Raw genomic sequence first — 19,300 nt, 5'->3', positions numbered from 1 at the left:
CACAATCACGCCTGATGAACGCCGCCGCCCCACCCCTGCCGCGCCGCACGCTGGCCGATTTGTCGCCGGCCAACTTCGGCATGGTGATGGCCACCGGCATCGTCTCGATCGCCATGCACCTGCTGGGCCAGGCCGTGCTGGCACGCGCGCTGCTGGCCGTCAACGCGGCGCTGTATGCAGGCCTGTGGGCGCTGACGCTGCTGCGCCTGGCCCGCCACCGCGCGCGCCTGGTCGCCGACCTTCGGGACCACGAGCGCGGGCCGGGTTTTTTCACCGCGGTGGCCGGCTCGGGCGTGCTGGGCAGCCAGTGCCTGCTGCTGGGCGGGCCGCGCGGCGCGGCGCTGGCGCTGTGGGGGCTGACCGCGCTGCTGTGGCTGCTGCTGACCTACGGCCTGTTCGCGGTGCTGACCACCAAGGCCGTCAAGCCGACGCTGGACCGCGGCATCAACGGCACCTGGCTGCTGGCCGTGGTGGCCACGCAGTCCCTGGCCGTGCTGGGCGTGCTGCTGGCGCCCGGCCTGCCCGGCAGCCTGCACCTGGCCGTCAACTTCATGGCGCTGGCGCTGTGGCTGTGGGGCGGCATGCTCTACATCTGGATCATGGCGCTGATCTTCTACCGCTACACCTTCTTCACCCTGGCCGCCGAGGACCTGACGCCACCGTACTGGATCAACATGGGCGCCATGGCCATTTCCACCCTGGCCGGCGCGCTGCTGGTGCTGGCCGCGCCGCAGGCGCCATTCCTGCGGTCACTGCTGCCCTTCATCAAGGGCTTCACGCTGTTTTACTGGGCCAGCGGCAGCTGGTGGATTCCGCTGCTGCTGGTGCTGGGCGTGTGGCGCTACGGCATCGCACGCGTGCCGCTGCGCTACGACCCGATGTACTGGGGCGCGGTGTTTCCGCTGGGCATGTACGCGGTGTGCACGCTGGACCTGATCCGCGCGCTCGAGCTGCCCTTCCTGGCCTGGCTGCCGCCGCTGTTCGGCCTGGCCGCGGTGCTGGCCTGGGTGGCGGCGTTCGCCGGCTTGCTGCACCGCATCGGGCAGTGGGCGCTGGCCCCACGCTGAAGCGCGGCCTGGCCTCTCAGCCCAGCGCCTCGCGCACCCAGTCCAGCCGGTCCTGGCCCCAGAACATCCGCTCGCCGACAAACATCGTCGGCGCGCCGAACACGCCGCGCGCCACGGCCTCCTCGGTCACGGCCTTGAGGCGGTCCTTGACCGGCTGCTGGCCGGCCTGCGCCAGCACCTGGGCCGGGTCGAAGCCGGCGGCTTGCAGGACGACGCCGACCACGGCCGGATCGCCCATGTTCTTTTCATCGACCCACATGGCCTGGAACATGGCGCGGCAGCAGTCGCCGAAGCGCGCGCCGCCATCGTGCATCTGCATGGCCGTAGCGCCGCGCATCAGCAGCAGGGTGTTGACGGGAAAGTGGGGGTTGAAGCGCAGCGGCACGCCGTAGCGCGCGGCATGCTGCTCGAGGTCGCGGCGCACGTAGCGGCTCTTGGCCGGCACCTCGGCCGGCGAGCGATTGCCCGTGGCCTGGAACACGCCACCCAGCAGCATGGGCTTGCAGACCAGCTCGGCGCCGGCGTCGCGGCACAGCGCGGGCAGTTGCGTCCAGGCCAGGTAGGCGGCGGGGCTGCCGAAGTCGAAGTAGAACTCGACGGTCTTGGTGGTCATGCGCGGCTCCTGGTTCAGAATTTTTCAGACCACGGGCGCAGGTCCAGTTCGTGCGTCCAGGCATCGCGCGGCTGGCGGTGCAGCATCACATACTGCTGGGCGATGTGCTCGGGGTTGAGGATGCCGTCCTGCGCCTTCAGGGCATAGCGCTCGGGGAACTGCGTGCGGATGAACTCGGTGTCGATGCCGCCGTCGATCACGGCATGCGCCACGTGGACGCCCTGCGGCCCCAGCTCGCGCGCCATGCTTTGCGCCAGCGCGCGCAGCGCCATCTTGGCGCCGGAAAACGCCGCGAACCGGGCGCCGCCGCGCAGCGAGGCCGTGGCCCCGGTGAACACGATGGTGCCGCGGTGCCCACCGGCGGGCATGGAGCGCGCCACCATGCGCCTGGCGACTTCGCGCGCGTTCAGGAAGCCGGCAAAGCAGGCCATCTCCCACACCTTGAAGTACTTGCGCGCGGTCTCAGTCAGGATGCTCTCGGGCACGTTGGCGCCGATGTTGAACACCAGCACCTCGATCGGGCCGACCTCGCGCTCGATGCGCTCGACCAGCGCCACCACCTCGTCTTCCTTGCGGGCATCGCTGCCGAAGGCGTGCGCGGTGCCGCCCGCGGCCTCGATCTGCGCCACCAGCGGCGCCAGCTTGTCGGCATGGCGGCGCGTGACGCAGGTGGCGTAGCCCTCGCGCGCAAAGGCGCGGGCGATGGCGCCGCCGGTGGCGTCACCGGCGCCGACGACGAGGGCGGCTGCCTGCTGGGACATGGCGGGCTTCACTCCTTGAAGTAAACCACCTGGTGCGTGGTCGCCAGCAGCTGGCCGCCGGCGCTCCACAGCTCGCCGCTCTGGTCGAAGTAGCCGTTGAAGAAGCGCTGCCCGCGCGCCTGCGCCAGCACGTGGCCGGTGCCGCAGGCGGCCAGCAGCGCCGGGTCGACGTGGAAGTAGATCGAAAACGAAACGGTGCCGATGGGCGTCATGGTGGCGCGGCGCAGCCACACGCGGGGGTAGAACGTGTCGCACAGCGCCGTCAGGCTGGCGTAGTCCAGCGGGCGCGGCGGCTCGTCGCGCACCCACAGGCCGGTCTCGCTGCCGGGCGTTTCGGCGCCGTTCCAGTCACGCGGCATCGGGCCTTCGAAAAAGCGCATGTCGTAGCGGCCGAACCAGGCCACGCGCGCGCTGCGCGGCGCGCTGGGCACCTCATCCACCGCGGGCACCGCCGGCATCGTGCGGTCGGTGGCGCCCCAGGTGGTGCGCCGCACGGCCGTGACCACGGTGGCGGTGAACACCACGGCGTCCGTGCCCGCCGCGTCGGGCTGATGCACGGTGACGATCCAGTGCTGGGTCGAGCGGTTGGTGCGCGCCGGCGCGGCCTCGACCGTGAACGGGCCGTCGGCCAGCGCGGCGGCGAAATTGCCGGTGAAGGCCACCGGCTCGCCCAGCCGCTCGGGATGGATCAGGACGGCCTGCAGCGCCTGCGCGGCGGTGATGCCACCAAAGGGACCGACCATGTTGGCGTAGCCGGCGCTGGTGTGGCCGCGAAAGCGCCGCGGCGCGCCGGCGGCACTGGCCGGCAGCGGCTGCAGCGCCACCGCGCGATCGAAGGCGTGCTCCGCGAGTCCCGCATCCCCATCCATAAGATTCCTCGATTGATGGCTGCTCGCGCTTGCCAGGCAAGGGCGAGCGCCCGATTGAACCCGAATTGGGTGGGGATCACACGCGCTCGAAGATGCCCGCCGCGCCCTGCCCCATGCCCACGCACATGGTGACCATGCCGTACCGGCGATTGTGGCGCCGCAAGGCATGCACGACTGTCGCCGACCGGATCGCGCCGGTGGCGCCCAGCGGGTGGCCCAGGGCGATGGCGCCGCCCATCGGGTTGACCTTGGCGGGGTCCAGCTTGAGCGTGTTCATCACCGCCAGCGACTGCGCGGCAAAGGCCTCGTTCAGCTCGATCCAGTCCAGCGCGTCCTGCTTGAGGCCGGCGGCCTTGAGCGCCGCCGGAATCGCCTCGATCGGCCCCACGCCCATGATGTGCGGCGGCACGCCGCGCGCGGCAAAGCTGACGAAGCGCGCCAGCGGCGTCAAACCGAAGCGCTTGACCGCCGACTCGCTGGCCAGGATCAGCGCGCCCGCGCCGTCGCTGGTCTGGCTGCTGTTGCCCGCCGTCACGCTGCCGCGCGCGGCAAACACGGTGCGCAGCTTGCCCAGCCCTTCCAGGCTGGTGTCGGGGCGCGGGCCTTCGTCGATGTCCACCGTGCGCGTGCGGGTGCCCACCTCCGCGGTCTTGAGGTTGACGCGCCGCTCGGTCACCTCGATGGGCGTCATCTCGTCCTTGAACTCGCCCGCGGCAATGGCCGCCACGGCGCGCTGGTTGGACTGCAGCGCAAACGCGTCCTGCGCCTCGCGCGACACGCCCCACTGCTGCGCCACCTTCTCGGCCGTCAGCCCCATGCCGTAGGCAATGCCGTAGTCGTCCACGTTGTCGGTGTCGGCAAAGACGGCGGGCGACAGCGAGGGCGTGTTGCCCATCATCGGCACCATGCTCATGCTTTCCACACCGGCGGCGACCATCACCTCGGCCTCGCCCACGCGGATGCGGTCGGCGGCGATCTGCACCGCCGACAGACCCGAGGCGCAAAAGCGGTTGACGGTGATGCCGCCCACCGACTTGGGCAGCCCCGCCAGCACCGCGCCCACGCGCGCCACGTTCAGGCCCTGCTGCGCCTCGGGAATGGCGCAGCCGCAGACCAGGTCTTCGATGGCGGCCGGGTCCAGCCCCGGCGCCTGCCGCAGCGCCGAGCGCAGCACGGCGGCCAGCAGGTCGTCGGGCCGGGTGTTCCTGAAATAGCCCTTGTGCGACTTGCCGATGGGCGTGCGCGTGGCGGCGACGATGTAGGCGTCCTGGATTTGCTTGCTCATGATTCGTTTGCTCCTTGCTTCGCCTTCAATTGCGCACCGGCTTGCCCGTGGCCAGCATGCCCATGATGCGGGCCTGCGTCTTGGGGTGGCCCAGCAGGCCGGTGAAGGCCTGGCGCTCCAGCGCCATCAAATATTCCTCGTTCACCAGCGTGCCAGCATCCACGTCGCCGCCGGTCAGCACGCCCGCGATCAGGCTGGCGATGTGAAAGTCGTGCGCGCTGATGAAGCCGCCGTCGCGCATGTTGACCAGCTGGCCCAGGATGGTGGCCTTGCCGTCGCGCCCCGCCACCGGGAACAAACGCTTGAGCGGCGCGCGCCAGCCGGCCTGGTGCATGGTCTTGGCCTCGCTGATGGCCACGTGCAGCACCTCGTCCTTGTGCGGCACGATCACATCGCTCCACTGCAGGTAGCCCAGTTGGCGCGACTCGATGGCGCTGGTGCCCACCTTGGCCATGGCCGCCGCGGTGAAGCCCTCGGTCAAAAAGGGCAGCAGGTCCTTGCCCGTGCTGGCCTGCGCGTTCTCAGCCGCGCGGCGGGCGATGTAGGCCAGGCCGCCGCCGCCGGGCACCAGGCCCACACCGACCTCGACCAGGCCCATGTAGCTTTCCAGGTGCGCCACGCGGCGCGCGCAGTGCACCGACAGCTCGCAGCCGCCCCCCAGCGCCATGCCGCGGATGGCCGCGACGACGGGCACCTGGGCATAGCGCACGCGCAGCATCATCTCCTGCAGCTCCTGCTCCATCGAGCCGACCAGGTCGGCCCCGCCAGCCACGTAGCCGGGCAGCATGGATTCGAGGTCGGCGCCGACCGAGAACGGCTCGCTGCCGGGCCAGATCACCAGCCCCTGATACTCGCTCTCAGCCGCATCCAGCGCCTTGGCAAAGCCCTCGGCCACCTGCGGGCTGATGACGTGCATCTTGGTCTTGAGCGAGGCGATCAGCACCTCATCGTCCAGCGTCCATACACGGATCGCCTTGTCCTCGAACACGGTCTTGCCGGCGCCAATAGCGCGCGGCCCGCCTTCGCCCAGCAGCAGCTCGGGAAAGATCTGGCGTTGATACACCGGCAGCGTGCGGCGCGGCTCGAACTGGCCGGTGCCGGGGTTCCACGAACCCTTGTCGGTGTGCACGCCGCCGGCCTCGGCCACCGGGCCCTTGAACACCCAGTCGGGCAGCGGCGCCTTGCAGATCGCCTTGCCGGCGTCGATGTCGGCCTGCACCATCTGCGCCACTTCCAGCCAGCCGGCCTCCTGCCACAGCTCGAATGGCCCCTGCTGCATGCCAAAGCCCCAGCGCATGGCCTGGTCGACGTCGCGCGCGGTGTGGGCAATGCTTTGCAGATGCACGGCGGCATAGTGAAAACCGTTGCGCAAAATGGCCCACAGGAACTGCCCCTCGGCGCCGGTCGATTCGCGCAGCAGCTTCAGGCGCTCGGCGGCGGGGCGTTGCAGCATGCGGCCGTACACCGCGTTGGCCTTGGCGCCGGCAGGCACGTAGCTGCCACTCTTCAGGTCGAAGCGCAGCACCTCGCGCCCCACCTTCTTGAAGTAGCCGGCCTTGGTCTTTTGCCCCAGGTTGCCCAGCTCGATCAGCTTGGCCAGATCGGCCGGCGTGCTGAAGGCGGCGTAGAACGGATCGGCATCAAGGCTCAGCTTGCCCTGCTGCGTCTTGATCACGTGGCCCAGCGTGTCCAGCCCCACCACGTCGGCGGTGCGGAAGGTGCCGCTGCTGGCGCGGCCCAGGCGCTTGCCGGTCAGGTCGTCGACCACGTCGTAAGTCAGGCCGTAGCGCTGCACCTCCTGCATCGTCATCAGCATGTTGCCGATGCCGATGCGGTTGGCGATGAAGTTGGGCGTGTCCTTGGCGCGCACCACGCCCTTGCCCAGGCCGCTGGTGACGAAGGCCTCCAGCTGGTCGAGCACACCGGGCTCGGTGGTGGGGGTGGCGATCAGCTCCACCAGGTGCATGTAGCGCGGCGGGTTGAAGAAGTGGATGCCGCAAAAGCGCGGGCGCAGCTGCTCGGGCAGCGCCTGCGACAGCTCGGTGATCGACAGGCCCGAGGTGTTGCTGGCCAGGATGGCGTTCTTGCCCACCGAGGCGGCGATCTTGTGGTACAGATCGCTCTTCCAGTCCATGCGCTCGGCAATGGCCTCGATCACCAGGTCGCAGCCCTTGAGCTTTTTCAGGTCGTCCTCGTAGTTGGCGGGCTCGATCAGGTCGGCGTCGGCCGCCACGCCGATGGGCGAGGGCTTGAGCTTTTTCAGGTTGGCGATCGCGTTCAGCACGATGCCGTTCTTGGGGCCTTCCTTGGCCGGCAAATCGAACAAGACCACCGGCACCTTCAGGTTGACGAGCTGGGCCGCGATCTGCGCGCCCATCACGCCCGCGCCGAGCACGGCGACTTTTCTCACGTTGAATCGGGACATGGTTTTTTCCATTCAATTCGGTTGTTGCACGCGCTGCCAGGTCTGCGTGCGCCAGAACGGCCCCAGGTAGCCGCGCACCTGCAGCTGCCTGCCGCCATCGACGGGCGTGAAGCTGGCGCGGTACTCCTTGCCGTTTTCGGGGTCGAGGATGGTGCCGCCCTCCCACACGTCCTTGTCCGCGTTCTTCTTGCCGCCGCGGATGATCTCCAGCCCCACCATGGGCTGGCCCTTGCGGTCGTCCGTGCACTCGTCGCACACCGTCTTGGCGCCCTTGCGCAGGGTTTTCTCGATGCGGCCCGACAGGCCATTGGGGCCCTCGGCGATGCGGATCTCGGCCTTGGGCTCCTGGGTCTTGTCGTCGATGCTGTTCCAGGTGCCCACGGGGGTCATCTGGGCCAGGGCGGGCGTCAAGAATGCTCCGAATGCGATAGCGACCAGGGATTGTTTCATGCAGGCTCCAGACAGATTTTTGGGTCATTGACCGCCACCCCCTCCCCCGCCTCGCGGGAGAGGGTTGGGGCGAGGGAGGGGCCGCTCAGGCCAGCGCCGCCTCGGTGTCCAGCAGGTTGACCGCGCCGGCGCGCGCGGTGATCATCAGCGTGGCCGTCTCGGGGAACAGGCGCGCGAAGTAGAAACGCGCGGTCTGCAGCTTGGCGGCGTAGAAGGGGTCGGCATTGCCGGCGGCGATCTGCTTGAGCGACACGCTGGCCATGCGGGCGAACAGGTAGCCGAACACCAGGTGCCCGGCCACGCGCAGAAAGTCGGTCGCCGCCGCGCCCACCTCGTCGGGGTTGGTCATGCCCTTGAAGCCGATCTCGGTGGTGAACTTGCTGAACTTGTCGGCCAGGCCCGCCAGCGGGTTGATGAACTCGGCCATGGCTTCGCTCACGCCCTCGGCACGCACCAGCGCCTCGATCTGCTTGCCCAGCTTCTTGAGCGTGGCGCCCTGGTTCATCAGCACCTTGCGGCCCAGCAGGTCGAGCGCCTGCACGGTGTTGGTGCCCTCGTAGATCATGTTGATGCGCGCGTCGCGCACGAACTGCTCGGCGCCCGTCTCATGGATGTAGCCGTGGCCGCCATACACCTGCATGCAGGCGTTGGTGGCGGCAAAGCCGTTGTCGGTCAGGAAGGCCTTCACGATGGGCGTCAGCAGCGCCACCATCTCCTCGTTGTCCTGGCGCACCTTTTCGTCGGGGTGGTGCTCGGCCTGATCCAGCAGCAGCGCGCACCAGGTGGCCAGCGCGCGGCCGCCCTCGGCGTAGGCCTTGGCGGTCAGCAGCATGCGGCGCACGTCGGGGTGCACGATGATCGGGTCGGCCGGCTTGTCCTTGGCCTTGGGGCCCGACAGGCTGCGCATCTGCAGGCGTTCCTTGGCGTACGCCAGCGCGTTCTGGTAGGCCACCTCGGTCAGGCCCAGCGACTGGTTGCCCACGCCCAGGCGCGCGCCGTTCATCATCACGAACATGGCGGCCAGGCCCTTGTTGGGCTCGCCCACCAGGGTGCCTTCGGCGCCGTCCAGGCTGAGCTGGCAGGTGGCGTTGCCGTGGATGCCCATCTTGTGCTCCAGGCCGGTGCACACCACGGGGTTGCGCTCGCCCGGGCTGCCGTCCGCCTTGAGCTTGAACTTGGGCACGACGAACAGGCTGATGCCCTTGCTGCCCTTGGGCGCGTCCGGCAGGCGCGCCAGCACCAGGTGCACGATGTTGGGCGCGAAGTCGTGCTCGCCCGCGCTGATGAAGATCTTGCTGCCGGTGATCTTGTAGCTGCCATCGGCCTGCGGCTCGGCCTTGGTGCGCAGCAGGCCCAGGTCGGTGCCGCAGTGCGGCTCGGTCAGGCACATGGTGCCGGTCCACTCGCCGCTGGTCAGCTTGGGCAGGTACAGCTTCTTCTGCTGCTCGCTGCCGTGCGCGTGCAGCGCGGCGTAGGCGCCGTGCGCCAGGCCGGTGTACATGGTCCAGGCCTGGTTGGCGCTGTTGAGCATCTCGAACACGCAGGTGTTCATCACCATCGGCTGGCCCTGGCCACCGTACTGGGGGTCGCACGACAGCGCGGGCCAGCCGCCTTCCACGTACTGCTGGTAGGCCTCTTTGAAGCCCTTGGGCGCCGTCACCTCATGCGTGGCCTTGTCCAGCGTGCAGCCTTCGGCGTCGCCGCTCAGGTTGATGGGGGCGATCACCCCGGCGGCGAACTTGCCGGCTTCCTCCAGCACCGCGTCCATGGTCTCGGCGTCCACGTCGGCGTAGCGCGGAATGGCCTTGAGCTGGTCGACGGCGCCAAGCAGTTCGTGCAGCACGAATTGCATGTCGCGCAGGGGCGGGGTGTAGCTGGGCATGGCGGGGGCTCTCCTGGTTTGAATGAAAGAAGGATCAGGCGCCGTAGCGCTGAAGGATGTTGACGAAACCTTGCCGGGCGCGTGCCTGCGAGCCGGGCCGGCGCATGAAGCGCGCCTCGTAGTGCAGCGCCAGGATCAGGGCGTGGATCTCGAAGCTGATCTGGCGCGGGTCGGCACCGGCGGCCAGGTGGCCTTCCTCGCAGGCCTGGGCCACGGCGCGCGTCATGGCGCCGATCCAGGCGTCCACCGCCTCGGCCAGCGCGTCGTGCACCGCGCCGGGGCGGTCGTCGAACTCGACCGCGCCGCTGATGAAGATGCAGCCCGAGTCCAGCTCGGCGCTGGTGTGGCGCATCCAGTTCTCGAACAGGGCGCGCACCCGCGGCAGCCCGCGCGGCTTGCGCATGGCGGGCGCGAAGACCTCGGCCTCGAAGCGGCGGTAGTACTCGCGCACCACGGCGATCTGCAGCTCCTCGCGCGAGCCGAAGTGGGCGAACACGCCCGACTTGCTCTTGCCCACGGCCTCGGCCAGGGTGCCGATGGACAGGCCCTCCAGCCCCACGCGCGCGGCCATGCCCAGGGCAACGGCCACGATCTCGGCGCGCGTCTGCTCGCCCTTGGCCAGCGCGCGCGGCGTCCCGCCGGCGCGGACGGCCGAATGGGGGGGAGGAAGCAGGATCGAAGTGGTCATAATAAAACGAACGATCGTGCTATTTTGAGGTTGTTTTGGACGTCTGCCAAGAGCCAGGATCCATCATCGACTAAGTATTTACCCGTAGATCACTGCATTCGATGCCCTCGGGGACACTGTGCGAGCGCCGGGCGCGTCTGTCAACGGGCGGGGCGGGCCGGAGGGGCCGGCATGGCGGCCTCATCCAGCAGACGGGGCTCTTTCTTGCCCATGGGGCCATGGCGCACCCGCTTCATGGCATGCGCCAGAAAACATGAACAATATGGCTGCAGCGCCTGCCGATCAAGCGCCACAAACTACAATATTCATAGTATCCGCGCCAGGCAGGCCGGCAATTGGTCGAGCGGGCTGCGCCGAAAGCCTGAGCGCGCGAAGCGCTGCAGCCGCCCGGCCATGAAGGCCACCAGCAGCGCCGCCGCCACCTTGGCATCGGCGTCGGGCGTGGCGGTGGCGGCGCCATCTTGCGCCGCACCGTCGCGCAGGCTCTGGCGCAGCGCCGCTTCCAGCTTGTCGAACAGATGGTTCATGCGCTCCTGCAGGCGCTGGTGCTCGCCCACCAGGGCGTCGCCCACCATCACGCGCGCCATGCCGGGGTTCTTCTCGCCGAACTGCAGCACCATGGTCACGATGCGCGCGGCCCGCGCCGGGCCGGCCGGCCCGCGCGCGCCGATCTGGTTGACGAGGCCGAACACGCTCGACTCGATGAAATCGATCAGCGCCTCGAACATCTGCGCCTTGCTGGCGAAGTGGCGGTACAGCGCCGCCTCGCTCATCTGCAGGCGCGCGGCCAGCGCGGCGGTGGTGATGCGGTCGAGCGCGGGCTGCTCCAGCATGGCGGCCAGCGCCTGCAGGATCTGCTCGCGCCGCTCGCCGGGCCTGGCGCGCCGGCGCGGCGCGGCGGTGCCCGGGGCCGGGTCGGCCGTGCTGGCGGGGGCGTCGTCGGGCTGCATGGCGGCGTCGGGTGTTTCCAAATGATTCTGCCATAGCCACCCCGGCTGCCCCACGGGGCTATCCAGCCTTGATCATGGTGCCGAAGGCCTGGTCGGTCAGCACCTCCAGCAGCATCGCGTGCGGCACGCGCCCGTCGATGATGTGCACGGCGTTGACGCCGCTCCTGGCCGCGTCCAGCGCGCCGCTGATCTTGGGGATCATGCCGCCGGAGATGGTGCCGTCGCGCACCAGCGCGTCGATGCCCGCCGGCGTCAGCTCGGGCAGCAGCTGGCCGGCCTTGTCCAGCACGCCGGGGATGTTGGTCAGCATCAAGAGCTTCTCGGCCTGCAGCACCATGGCCAGGCGCGCGGCCACCACGTCGGCGTTGATGTTGTAGCTCTCGTTGTGCGCGCCGAAGCCGATCGGGCTGACCACGGGGATGAACTGGTCGTCCTGCAGCGCCTTGACCACCGCCGGGTCGATGGCCTCGATGTCGCCCACCTGGCCCACGTCGTGCTCCACGGCGGGGTCCTTTTGATCCACCATGCGCAGCTTGCGCGCGCGGATCAGCCCGCCGTCGCGCCCGGTCAGGCCCACCGCCTTGCCGCCGGCCTGGTTGATCAGGCCCACGATGTCCTGCTGCACCTCGCCGGCCAGCACCCACTCCACCACCTCCATGGTCTCGTCGTCGGTCACGCGCATGCCCTGGATGAAGTGGCCCTGCTTGCCCAGGCGCTTCAGGGCGGTCTCGATCTGCGGGCCGCCGCCGTGCACCACCACCGGGTTGATGCCCACCAGCTTGAGCAGCACCACGTCCTCGGCAAAGGCCTGCTGCAGCGCCGGCTCGGTCATGGCGTTGCCGCCGTACTTGATGACCATGGTCTTGCCATGGAACCGGCGGATGTAGGGCAGCGCCTGCGCCAGGATGTGGGCCTTGTCGCGGGCGGCGGTGGCGTTGATGTCGTTGGTCATGGCAGGTAGGGGCAGAGATGCGGCAAGCCGTCAATGATAGGGAGCGCTACAGCCGGGTATTGCGAAACACCCGCTGCATCTTGAATCGGATCAGCGCCATGTACGCTGCCACGTAGCTCAGCGCAAACAGCAAGCAAAACGCCAGCAGCACGCCGCTGAAGCGCCAGAACAGCAGCGCCGGCACCACCGACAGCGCGATGAAGCCCCACAGGTAGGGGGCCACGCGGTTGTTGCGCTTGAGCATGCTGCGCGCTTCATCCTCGTCCAGCACGCTGCGCACCACGCGCCGGTAGATGAGCTGGTGCAGGTGCAGGGCGTCGGCCATGCCCGGCGAGTCGCCGCGCATCAGCTTGCGGTAGATGGAAAACAGCGTCTCCCACACCGGGTAGATCAGCAGCAGCAGCGGAAACCAGGGTGACACGATGGGATGGCGCTGCACCAGCAGCAGGCTGATCACGGCAATTCCCACGCCCCACACATAAGCACCGGCGTCGCCCGCAAACACCAGTCCACGCGGATAGTTCCACACCAGAAACCCCCCTGTCGCCGCCGCCAGCGCAACGGCCAGCACCGCCAGTTCACGATCACCCACCTGCAACGCCACATGCGCCAGCGCCAGGCACACCACCAGCGCCACCACGCCCGCCAGGCCGTTGTACCCATCAATAATATTGAAAGCATGCGGCAGGCCGGCCACCGCCAGCACCGCCAACCCCACACCCAGCCACGGCCAAGCGTTCCAAACAGCATCCAGCCACGCAAAGTCCAGCCGCGGCACCGCGATACCGAACAAACCCCAGGCCAGCAGGCCCGAGCTCAGGGTCAGCAGCAGGCGCCAGCGCACGGCCAGTTTCTGCGTCAAATCCTCCAGCACGCCGCCGGCAAACGCCGGCAGCACGACCAGCGCCCAGGTGACCCATGAAACCCGATCGACGTCGATGTTGCCCGCCAGATCGGCCGCCTGCAGCAACGGCAGGGCTGCCAACGCCAGCGTCGCGCCCGCCAGCAGGCCAATACCGCCCACACGCGGCACGTCGCCGACATGAAAGCGCTGCGGTGCGTCCTGCGGATAACGCGCCGAGCGCGGCCGCAGCAGTCGGCGCGCCGCCAGGGTCAGCACCAGAGACAACACGAACGCGAGAGCCGCCACCGAAATCATTCGAAAAACCTGAACCTGAAACGGCAGTCGACCACCTGGAATCGCCTTGTTTCCAGCGCGCGTGCTTGCGAATGCCCGAGTCACCCGAACCTCTGGGGTGAAACCCGCCCTGCCCCCGCCCGCACCGCCGACGATGCGTTCAAAAAAGGGCCTCATGGTAGCATCCAAGGCCCTGCCCGGAGACGGCCGCCCGCGGCGCCCACCGGTCGCAAGCCGCTTGATTTCCATGGCATCCGCTCCCTCCACACTGCACATCTATCGGCGCGACATCGACGCCAGCGAGCGCACCTCCTTGACCGTGCTCGCCACCCACATTGGGCTCGGCGCCCGCGTGCTAGACCTGGGCTGCGGCAGCGGCGCCCTCGGTCGCTTCCTGCGCATGGAGGGCAGCAGCCTCATCATCGACGGCCTGACCATCAGCCCAGAAGAAGCCGCGCTGGCCGCACCGCACTACCGCCGCGTCGAGGTCGCCGACCTCGAAAGCTGCGACCTGGCCGCCCTGTTTGCACCGGGCAGTTACGACGCCATCGTCTGCGCCGACGTACTCGAGCACATCCGCCACCCCGAGCAGGTGCTGCGCGCCTGTCGCCTGCTGCTGGCCGAGGGCGGGCGCGTGCTGTTGTCCATCCCCAATACCGGTTACGCGGGCCTGATCGCCGAGCTGATGACCGGCGAGTTCCGCTACCGCCCCGAAGGCCTGCTGGACGAAACCCACCTGCGTTTTTTCACCCGCCAGACACTGACCCGTTTTCTGGCCGCCGAGCACTGGGCCGTGGAGGAAATCCAAACTGTCCCGCGGCCCCTGCCCGACTCCGAGTTCCGCGTCGCCTTCGACGCCCTGCCCCCCGCCGTGGCGCGCCACCTGCTCGCGTTGCCCGATGCGTTGAGCTACCAGTTCATCGTGCGCTGCCGCCCGGCCGCGCCCGACGAGGCCATCGCCCCCCCCGAACCGCCAGCGCACCTGCCCGTCCAGGCCCATTTCTCGGCCGAGTTGTACTGGGATCAGGGCCAGGGCTTCGCCGAGCAACGCAAGCAAGTCGCCAGCGGCATCATCGGCCGCGAAATGCAGACTCTGCGCTTCGAATTGCCCGACGGGCTGGACGGCTTGCGACGCCTCAAGCTCGACCCCGCCGACCGGCCCGGCATCCTGCATCTGCACGCCCTGCGCCTGCGCTGCGCCGATCAGGAGCAGCCCCTGTGGCACTGGCGCGCGTCCGAGCCCGGCGTCGGCGCGTCATTGCAAAGCACCCCATGCCATCAAGTGGTCTGGGGCGCGCCACTGCCCGGCAGCGCTGCAGCAGCCGTCCTGACCGGAGACGATCCATCGATTGAACTGCCCATCGACGGCACCACGCTGGCGCGCGCCGCCACCCACCACGCCCTCACGGTCGAGGTGGATCTGGGCTGGCCGATGTCGGCCGACTATCTGCACCTGGCCAGCGTCATCGGTCCGCTGCAAAGCGAACGGCAATTCCTGCGCGAACAAGTCGAGCGCACGGTCGCCATCATGCAAGACCACGAAAAACTGGCCCTGGAACACACCGACCTGCACCGACAACACGCCGACCTGCATCGACGCCACACCGACCTGCACCGGCAACACGCCGACTTGCGTCAAGCCCACACCGAGCTGTCGAAGACCACCGAACACCAGTCGCAAGCGATCCATCAACTGCGCGCCCAAATCCAGGGGCTGTCATTGCAAACCAACGAGTTGTCGGCGGAAAACGCGGCGTTGTCTACGGAAAACGCGGCGTTGTCCACCAACAACGAAAAGCTTGCGGCAGAAAACACCCATCTGTCCGCCGCCAATGCCACCCCGCCCCATCCAGCCGTCCTCCAAGCGCAGCAACAAATCGCCACATTGCAGCAGCAACTGCGCGACGCCACCGATGCGGTGTACCGGCTGCAGAACCTGCGCGCCGTCCGCTACACCCGCCCGCTGGCCAACCTGCGCAACCGGCTTCTCGGCCGCCCACCCGGCGTCTTGCCGATACCCGCTTCACCCGCCCTCGCGCCGACGCCCGCACCCGTGATGCTGCCCATCCCGGCGCCGCGCAGCGCAGGGGTCGACATCATCGTGCCCGTTTACCGCGGCCTGGCCGACACCCGGCAGTGCCTTGAGTCGGTGTTGACCAACCCACAAACCACGGACTGGCGCCTGATCGTCATCAACGACTGCAGCCCCGAGCCCGAAGTCACCGAGTGGCTGCGCGCGCTGGCCGCTGCCGAGCCGCGCCTGACCCTGCTGGAAAACGAGCACAACCTGGGTTTCGTCGGCACCGTCAACCGCGGCATGGCACTGTCGGCCGAGCACGACGTGCTGTTGCTCAACAGCGACACCGAAGTGGCCAACGACTGGCTCGACCGCTTGCGCCGCTGCGCCTACAGCCAGGCGCGCGTCGGCTCGGTCACCCCGTTCTCGGGCAATGCCACCATTTGCAGCTACCCCGAGTTCTGCGCCGACAATTCCCTGCCGCCAGGCCACGACACCGCCAGCCTGGACGCCCTGTTCGCCCAGGCCAACGCGGGCCGCAGCGTGCCGGTGCCCACCGCCGTCGGTTTTTGCATGTACATCCGCCGCGACGCCCTGCAAGCCGTGGGGCTGTTCGACGAAGCCCACTTCGGCAAGGGCTACGGCGAGGAAAACGACTTCTGCCAGCGCGCCATCGACCTGGGCTGGGTCAACCTCCATGCGCTGGATACCTACGTGCGCCACACCGGTGGCGTGAGCTTCGGCGACAGCAAGAGCCCGCGCGAGCTCGCCGCCATGGACACCCTGCGCCGCCTGCACCCCGGCTACGAAGCCCAGGTGCGTGATTTCGTGCAGGCCGACCCGGCACGCCCCGCGCGGCTGGCGGTCGACTGGCTGCGCGCCACCGACGGCGGCCGCAAGCCCGTGATCCTGGCGGTTCATCACGCGCGCGGAGGCGGCACCGAGCGCCACGTGCTCGAACTGGCCGCGCACCTGGCCGACGAAGCCCTGTTCCTGTCTTTGCAGCCCGCGGGGGCGCAGCAGCACGTGGTGCTGCGTCTGATCGAGACCCAGGACGGCCACGCCGCGTTTTCCGAGCGGTGGTCGGTGCAGTTCGATCTGGCGCACCAACGGGACGCCCTGCTGCACCTGCTGCGCGCCATGCCGGTGGCGCACATCCACCACCACCACCTGCTCGGCCACGGCCCCACCGTGTGGGCGCTGGCGCAAACGCTGGGCGTAAGCTACGACTTCACCGTCCACGATTTCTACAGCCGCTGCACCCACATCACGCTGACCGGCCAGCACGGCCGCTACCAGATGGACGGGCACGGCGAATGCTGCGGCGGCCAGCACCCCCCTTCGTTGCCGGAAGTGCAGGAAGACATCCAGGCCTGGCGCAAACGCAACCGGCAATTCCTGCTGCTCGCCCGCTTCGTGCTCGCCCCCAGCCTGGACACCGCCGTCCGTATCCAGCAGTTCGTCCCCCAGGCGTCGGTCCGGTTTGCCCCGCACACCGACCTCAACCCCTCGGCCCTGCCCGCGCCCCAACCCACGCCGCTGCCCACCGAGCGCCCGCTGCGCGTGGTCGTCATTGGCGCGCTCAGCGCCATCAAGGGCGCCGATGTGCTGGAAGACACCGCCCGACTGGCCCGCAAGACCGGCGCGCCGATCGAGTTTCAGCTCATCGGCTACGCCTATCGGCACCTGCAGACCACCCCCGCCACCGCCCTGACCAAGGTGCACGGCCAATACGACGAGGCCGACCTGCCCGCCATGCTGCAGCGCATCGCGCCCGATGTGGTGTGGTTCCCCGCCCTGTGGCCCGAGACCTACAGCTACACGCTGAGCGCCGCGTTGGCCGCCAATCTGCCCGTGGTGGTGCCCGACCTGGGCGCCTTCGTCGAACGCGTGGCCGGGCGCCCCTGGAGCTGGGTACAGGCCTGGGACAGCACGCCCGAGCAATGGGTTGATTTTTTTCGCACCGTGCGCACCCAGTTGCTGGCCAACAACAACCACACGCCAGTAGCCCCGCCCATGCCCGCCGCGCTGGCACAACTGGCTCAGACACAAGGCACGTGGGACTATCACCGCGACTACCTGGACTTTCCCAGGCTCACCCCGTCCCATGAGGAAACCTTGCAGCGCGCGCAAGAGATCGCTCGGCTCCTTGCCGAGGCCCGGCGTCGCAACCCACCGCCCGAACCCGCGCGTGGCGGCCTGTACGACCTGGCCTTGCGCCTGCAGCGCGCGCCCATGCTGAGCCCCGTCATGCGCGCCGTCCCGCAAGGTCTGCGCTTTCGCATCAAACGCCTGCTGAGCCGGTGATTGCGACGCGGGATACGGGGCCATGACTGCCGCCGTGATTGTGGCGGTGGTGGTTGCATACCACCCCGATTCGGAACGCCTGGCACAACTGTTGGCACGCCTGGCGCCGCAAGTCGCGCACACCGTATGCGTGGACAACACCGACGCCCCAGCCTCCAGCATGCAGGCGTCCGCGGCATCCAGGCCCGACGCCCACGCCACCGTGCTGCGCCTGGGCCACAATGCCGGCATTGCGCATGCGCAAAACCTGGGCATTGCCCGCGCACGCGCGCTGGGCGCCAGCCACGTCCTGCTGATGGACCAGGACAGCCTGCCACCGCCCAACCTCGTGGCCCAGTTGCTGCGCGCAATGCGACAACCCCATGCGCAGCCGGTGGCAGCCATCGGCCCGTTGTGCCGCGACGTTAAAACCGGCCGCATCATGCCGCTGATCCAGCGCCAGGGCTGGCGCATTCACCGAATGGCGCCCACGCCAACGACAGTACCTGGCACCCCCACCCGTGATCGCCCTGTTGCCGTCGAATACATCCCCGCGTCGGGCAGCCTGATCGACCTGGCGCTGTTCGAGCGCGTAGGCCCGCTGCAAGCCGATTACTTCATCGACCGCGTGGACGTGCAGTGGTGCTTGCGCGCGCGCCGACTGGGCCTTGCCATTGCCGTTCACCCCACCGTCGAGATGGCCCACGATCAAGCCACGCGCACCGTTCAACTGGGCCATCGCACGCTGTATGTGGGCCATGACTTTCGCGCCTACTTTCATGTGCGCAACTCGCTGGCCATGGCACTTCGCGCGCCCATTGCGCCGATCTGGCGTGTAGACCAGTTGCTCAAACTGCCGGGCTACATGGTGTTGCACATGGCTGCCGCGCAGCACGGTCGCTGGCGCATGGTCCGCCTGATGGCCGCTGCCGTGCGCGATGCAGTGTTCTGCCGCATGGGGCGTGGGCATTTCACCGGCCGGCAACTGCGCTGATGCAGACCATCGCGGTTGAACCTGGAAACGGCTATGGACCCTGCTTTTTCAGCACCCAGGCATCCTGGTGGTTCCAGAACCACACGGGCGCCCGATCCACCTGGACCGGCGCCGGGGCCAGCTCGTTCACCCGGGCCCGCACGAAGGCCTCGTCGGTGAAGGCCGTGCCGTACTCCTGCGCGTCGATGGCGTTCGACTCGCTCGACGGCGCAAAGAAATAGCCCTCGCCATCCAGGGCCACCCCGGCGCGGCGCGCGGCCTCGCTGCCGTGGGTGGAAAACACCAGCAGCCCACCGGGCGCCACGGCATCCCACAGCACGGCCAGCCAGCGCCCCCAACTGCCGCGCGGCAGGTGGCTGAACAGCGACAGCACGAACACCAGGTCGTACCGGCGCGGCCACGCCAGTTGCTCGGGCACGGCGTGCGACACAAAGCCCTGCACGCCGAAGCTCTGGCGCGCAAAGTCCACCGCGTCCGCCACCACGTCCGACACCGTCACGCGCCCCGGCCCGATGGCCTTGACCAGATGGCGCGTGAAGCGCCCGTGCCCGCTGGCAAATTCCAGCACGTGATTCATCTTGACCAGCGGCTGGTCGGCGCGCTCCAGCAACAGCAGCAACTCCGACAGCGTGCGCCAGCCATCGGCCAGATAGTCGCGCAGCGGGTTGTTCGAGGTCGGGTGGCCGGCAAAGAAATGAAAGATGTCGTCCTGCGGCGCAATGGCACAGTTCAGCCCGAACATCTGCGCGAACGCGCCTTCAAGGCCGTTCAGCTCGATCAGGTTGTGCGCGGCCAGGCGGGTGGCCGGCTGCGCGCGAGCGCCCTGCCATGCCGCTGCCGCGCCGGCGCGGTCGCCCGCATCCAGGCAGCACTGCCCCGCTTGCAAAAGCGCTTGCGCCTGCTCCAGGCTCACCACGTTCATC

The 19,300-nt window shown here is 68.8% G+C and carries 15 protein-coding genes; 3 read left to right on the top strand and 12 right to left on the bottom strand.

Features of this window, described 5'->3' with window-relative positions; all coding sequences use genetic code 11:
• Positions 1-14: 14 nt before the first annotated feature.
• The gene (locus H6927_06500) at positions 15-1,067 is read left to right on the top strand and encodes a tellurite resistance/C4-dicarboxylate transporter family protein (GenBank protein ID MCP5217750.1); all 1,053 of its coding nucleotides are present in this window, start codon (positions 15-17) and stop codon (positions 1,065-1,067) included.
• Positions 1,068-1,083: 16 nt separating this feature from the next.
• Here H6927_06500 and H6927_06495 read toward each other — a convergent pair whose 3' ends face one another.
• The 11 genes from H6927_06495 to H6927_06445 form a co-directional block, all read right to left on the bottom strand.
• Entirely contained in the window at positions 1,084-1,680 is a 597-nt protein-coding gene (locus H6927_06495; GenBank protein MCP5217749.1) for a 2-hydroxychromene-2-carboxylate isomerase, read from the bottom strand.
• 14 nt (positions 1,681-1,694) lie between these two features.
• On the bottom strand, positions 1,695-2,441 hold the full coding sequence (locus H6927_06490) for an SDR family oxidoreductase (GenBank protein ID MCP5217748.1): 747 nt from the start codon (positions 2,439-2,441) through the stop codon (positions 1,695-1,697).
• Positions 2,442-2,449: 8 nt separating this feature from the next.
• Positions 2,450-3,310, bottom strand: coding sequence for a thioesterase family protein (locus H6927_06485; protein MCP5217747.1), 861 nt, complete (start codon positions 3,308-3,310; stop codon positions 2,450-2,452).
• 76 nt (positions 3,311-3,386) lie between these two features.
• A complete protein-coding gene (locus H6927_06480) occupies positions 3,387-4,595 on the bottom strand; it encodes an acetyl-CoA C-acyltransferase (GenBank protein ID MCP5217746.1) in 1,209 nt (402 codons plus the stop codon).
• A gap of 25 nt (positions 4,596-4,620) precedes the next feature.
• Complete coding sequence (locus H6927_06475) at positions 4,621-7,020, bottom strand: enoyl-CoA hydratase/isomerase family protein (GenBank protein MCP5217745.1); 2,400 nt, start codon at positions 7,018-7,020, stop codon at positions 4,621-4,623.
• 12 nt (positions 7,021-7,032) lie between these two features.
• Positions 7,033-7,470, bottom strand: coding sequence for a DUF2147 domain-containing protein (locus H6927_06470; protein ID MCP5217744.1), 438 nt, complete (start codon positions 7,468-7,470; stop codon positions 7,033-7,035).
• 85 nt (positions 7,471-7,555) lie between these two features.
• Positions 7,556-9,352: an acyl-CoA dehydrogenase C-terminal domain-containing protein gene (locus H6927_06465; protein MCP5217743.1), complete on the bottom strand. Its 1,797-nt coding sequence runs from the start codon at positions 9,350-9,352 to the stop codon at positions 7,556-7,558.
• A 34-nt stretch (positions 9,353-9,386) separates the two neighbouring features.
• On the bottom strand, positions 9,387-10,040 hold the full coding sequence (locus H6927_06460; protein ID MCP5217742.1) for a TetR/AcrR family transcriptional regulator: 654 nt from the start codon (positions 10,038-10,040) through the stop codon (positions 9,387-9,389).
• Positions 10,041-10,345: 305 nt separating this feature from the next.
• Positions 10,346-10,990, bottom strand: coding sequence for a nucleoid occlusion factor SlmA (slmA, locus tag H6927_06455; GenBank protein MCP5217741.1), 645 nt, complete (start codon positions 10,988-10,990; stop codon positions 10,346-10,348).
• 58 nt (positions 10,991-11,048) lie between these two features.
• Positions 11,049-11,942, bottom strand: a complete 894-nt coding sequence (gene argB, locus H6927_06450; GenBank protein MCP5217740.1) for an acetylglutamate kinase — start codon at positions 11,940-11,942, stop codon at positions 11,049-11,051.
• Between the two features lie 46 nt (positions 11,943-11,988).
• The gene (locus H6927_06445; protein ID MCP5217739.1) at positions 11,989-13,101 is read right to left on the bottom strand and encodes a glycosyltransferase family 4 protein; all 1,113 of its coding nucleotides are present in this window, start codon (positions 13,099-13,101) and stop codon (positions 11,989-11,991) included.
• A 226-nt stretch (positions 13,102-13,327) separates the two neighbouring features.
• Here H6927_06445 and H6927_06440 point away from each other — a divergent pair, with 226 nt between their 5' ends.
• A complete protein-coding gene (locus H6927_06440; GenBank protein MCP5217738.1) occupies positions 13,328-17,404 on the top strand; it encodes a glycosyltransferase in 4,077 nt (1,358 codons plus the stop codon).
• Positions 17,405-17,426: 22 nt separating this feature from the next.
• Positions 17,427-18,377 carry a glycosyltransferase gene (locus tag H6927_06435; protein ID MCP5217737.1) on the top strand — a complete coding sequence of 317 codons (951 nt, stop codon included), beginning with the start codon at positions 17,427-17,429 and terminating at the stop codon, positions 18,375-18,377.
• A 31-nt stretch (positions 18,378-18,408) separates the two neighbouring features.
• Here H6927_06435 and H6927_06430 read toward each other — a convergent pair whose 3' ends face one another.
• Positions 18,409-19,299: a class I SAM-dependent methyltransferase gene (locus tag H6927_06430; GenBank protein MCP5217736.1), complete on the bottom strand. Its 891-nt coding sequence runs from the start codon at positions 19,297-19,299 to the stop codon at positions 18,409-18,411.
• Between the last annotated feature and the right edge of the window lies 1 nt (position 19,300).

This window comes from Burkholderiaceae bacterium (assembly GCA_024235995.1).
GTDB lineage: Bacteria > Pseudomonadota > Gammaproteobacteria > Burkholderiales > Burkholderiaceae_C > Ottowia.
This window is presented reverse-complemented; position numbering and strand designations above follow the sequence as displayed.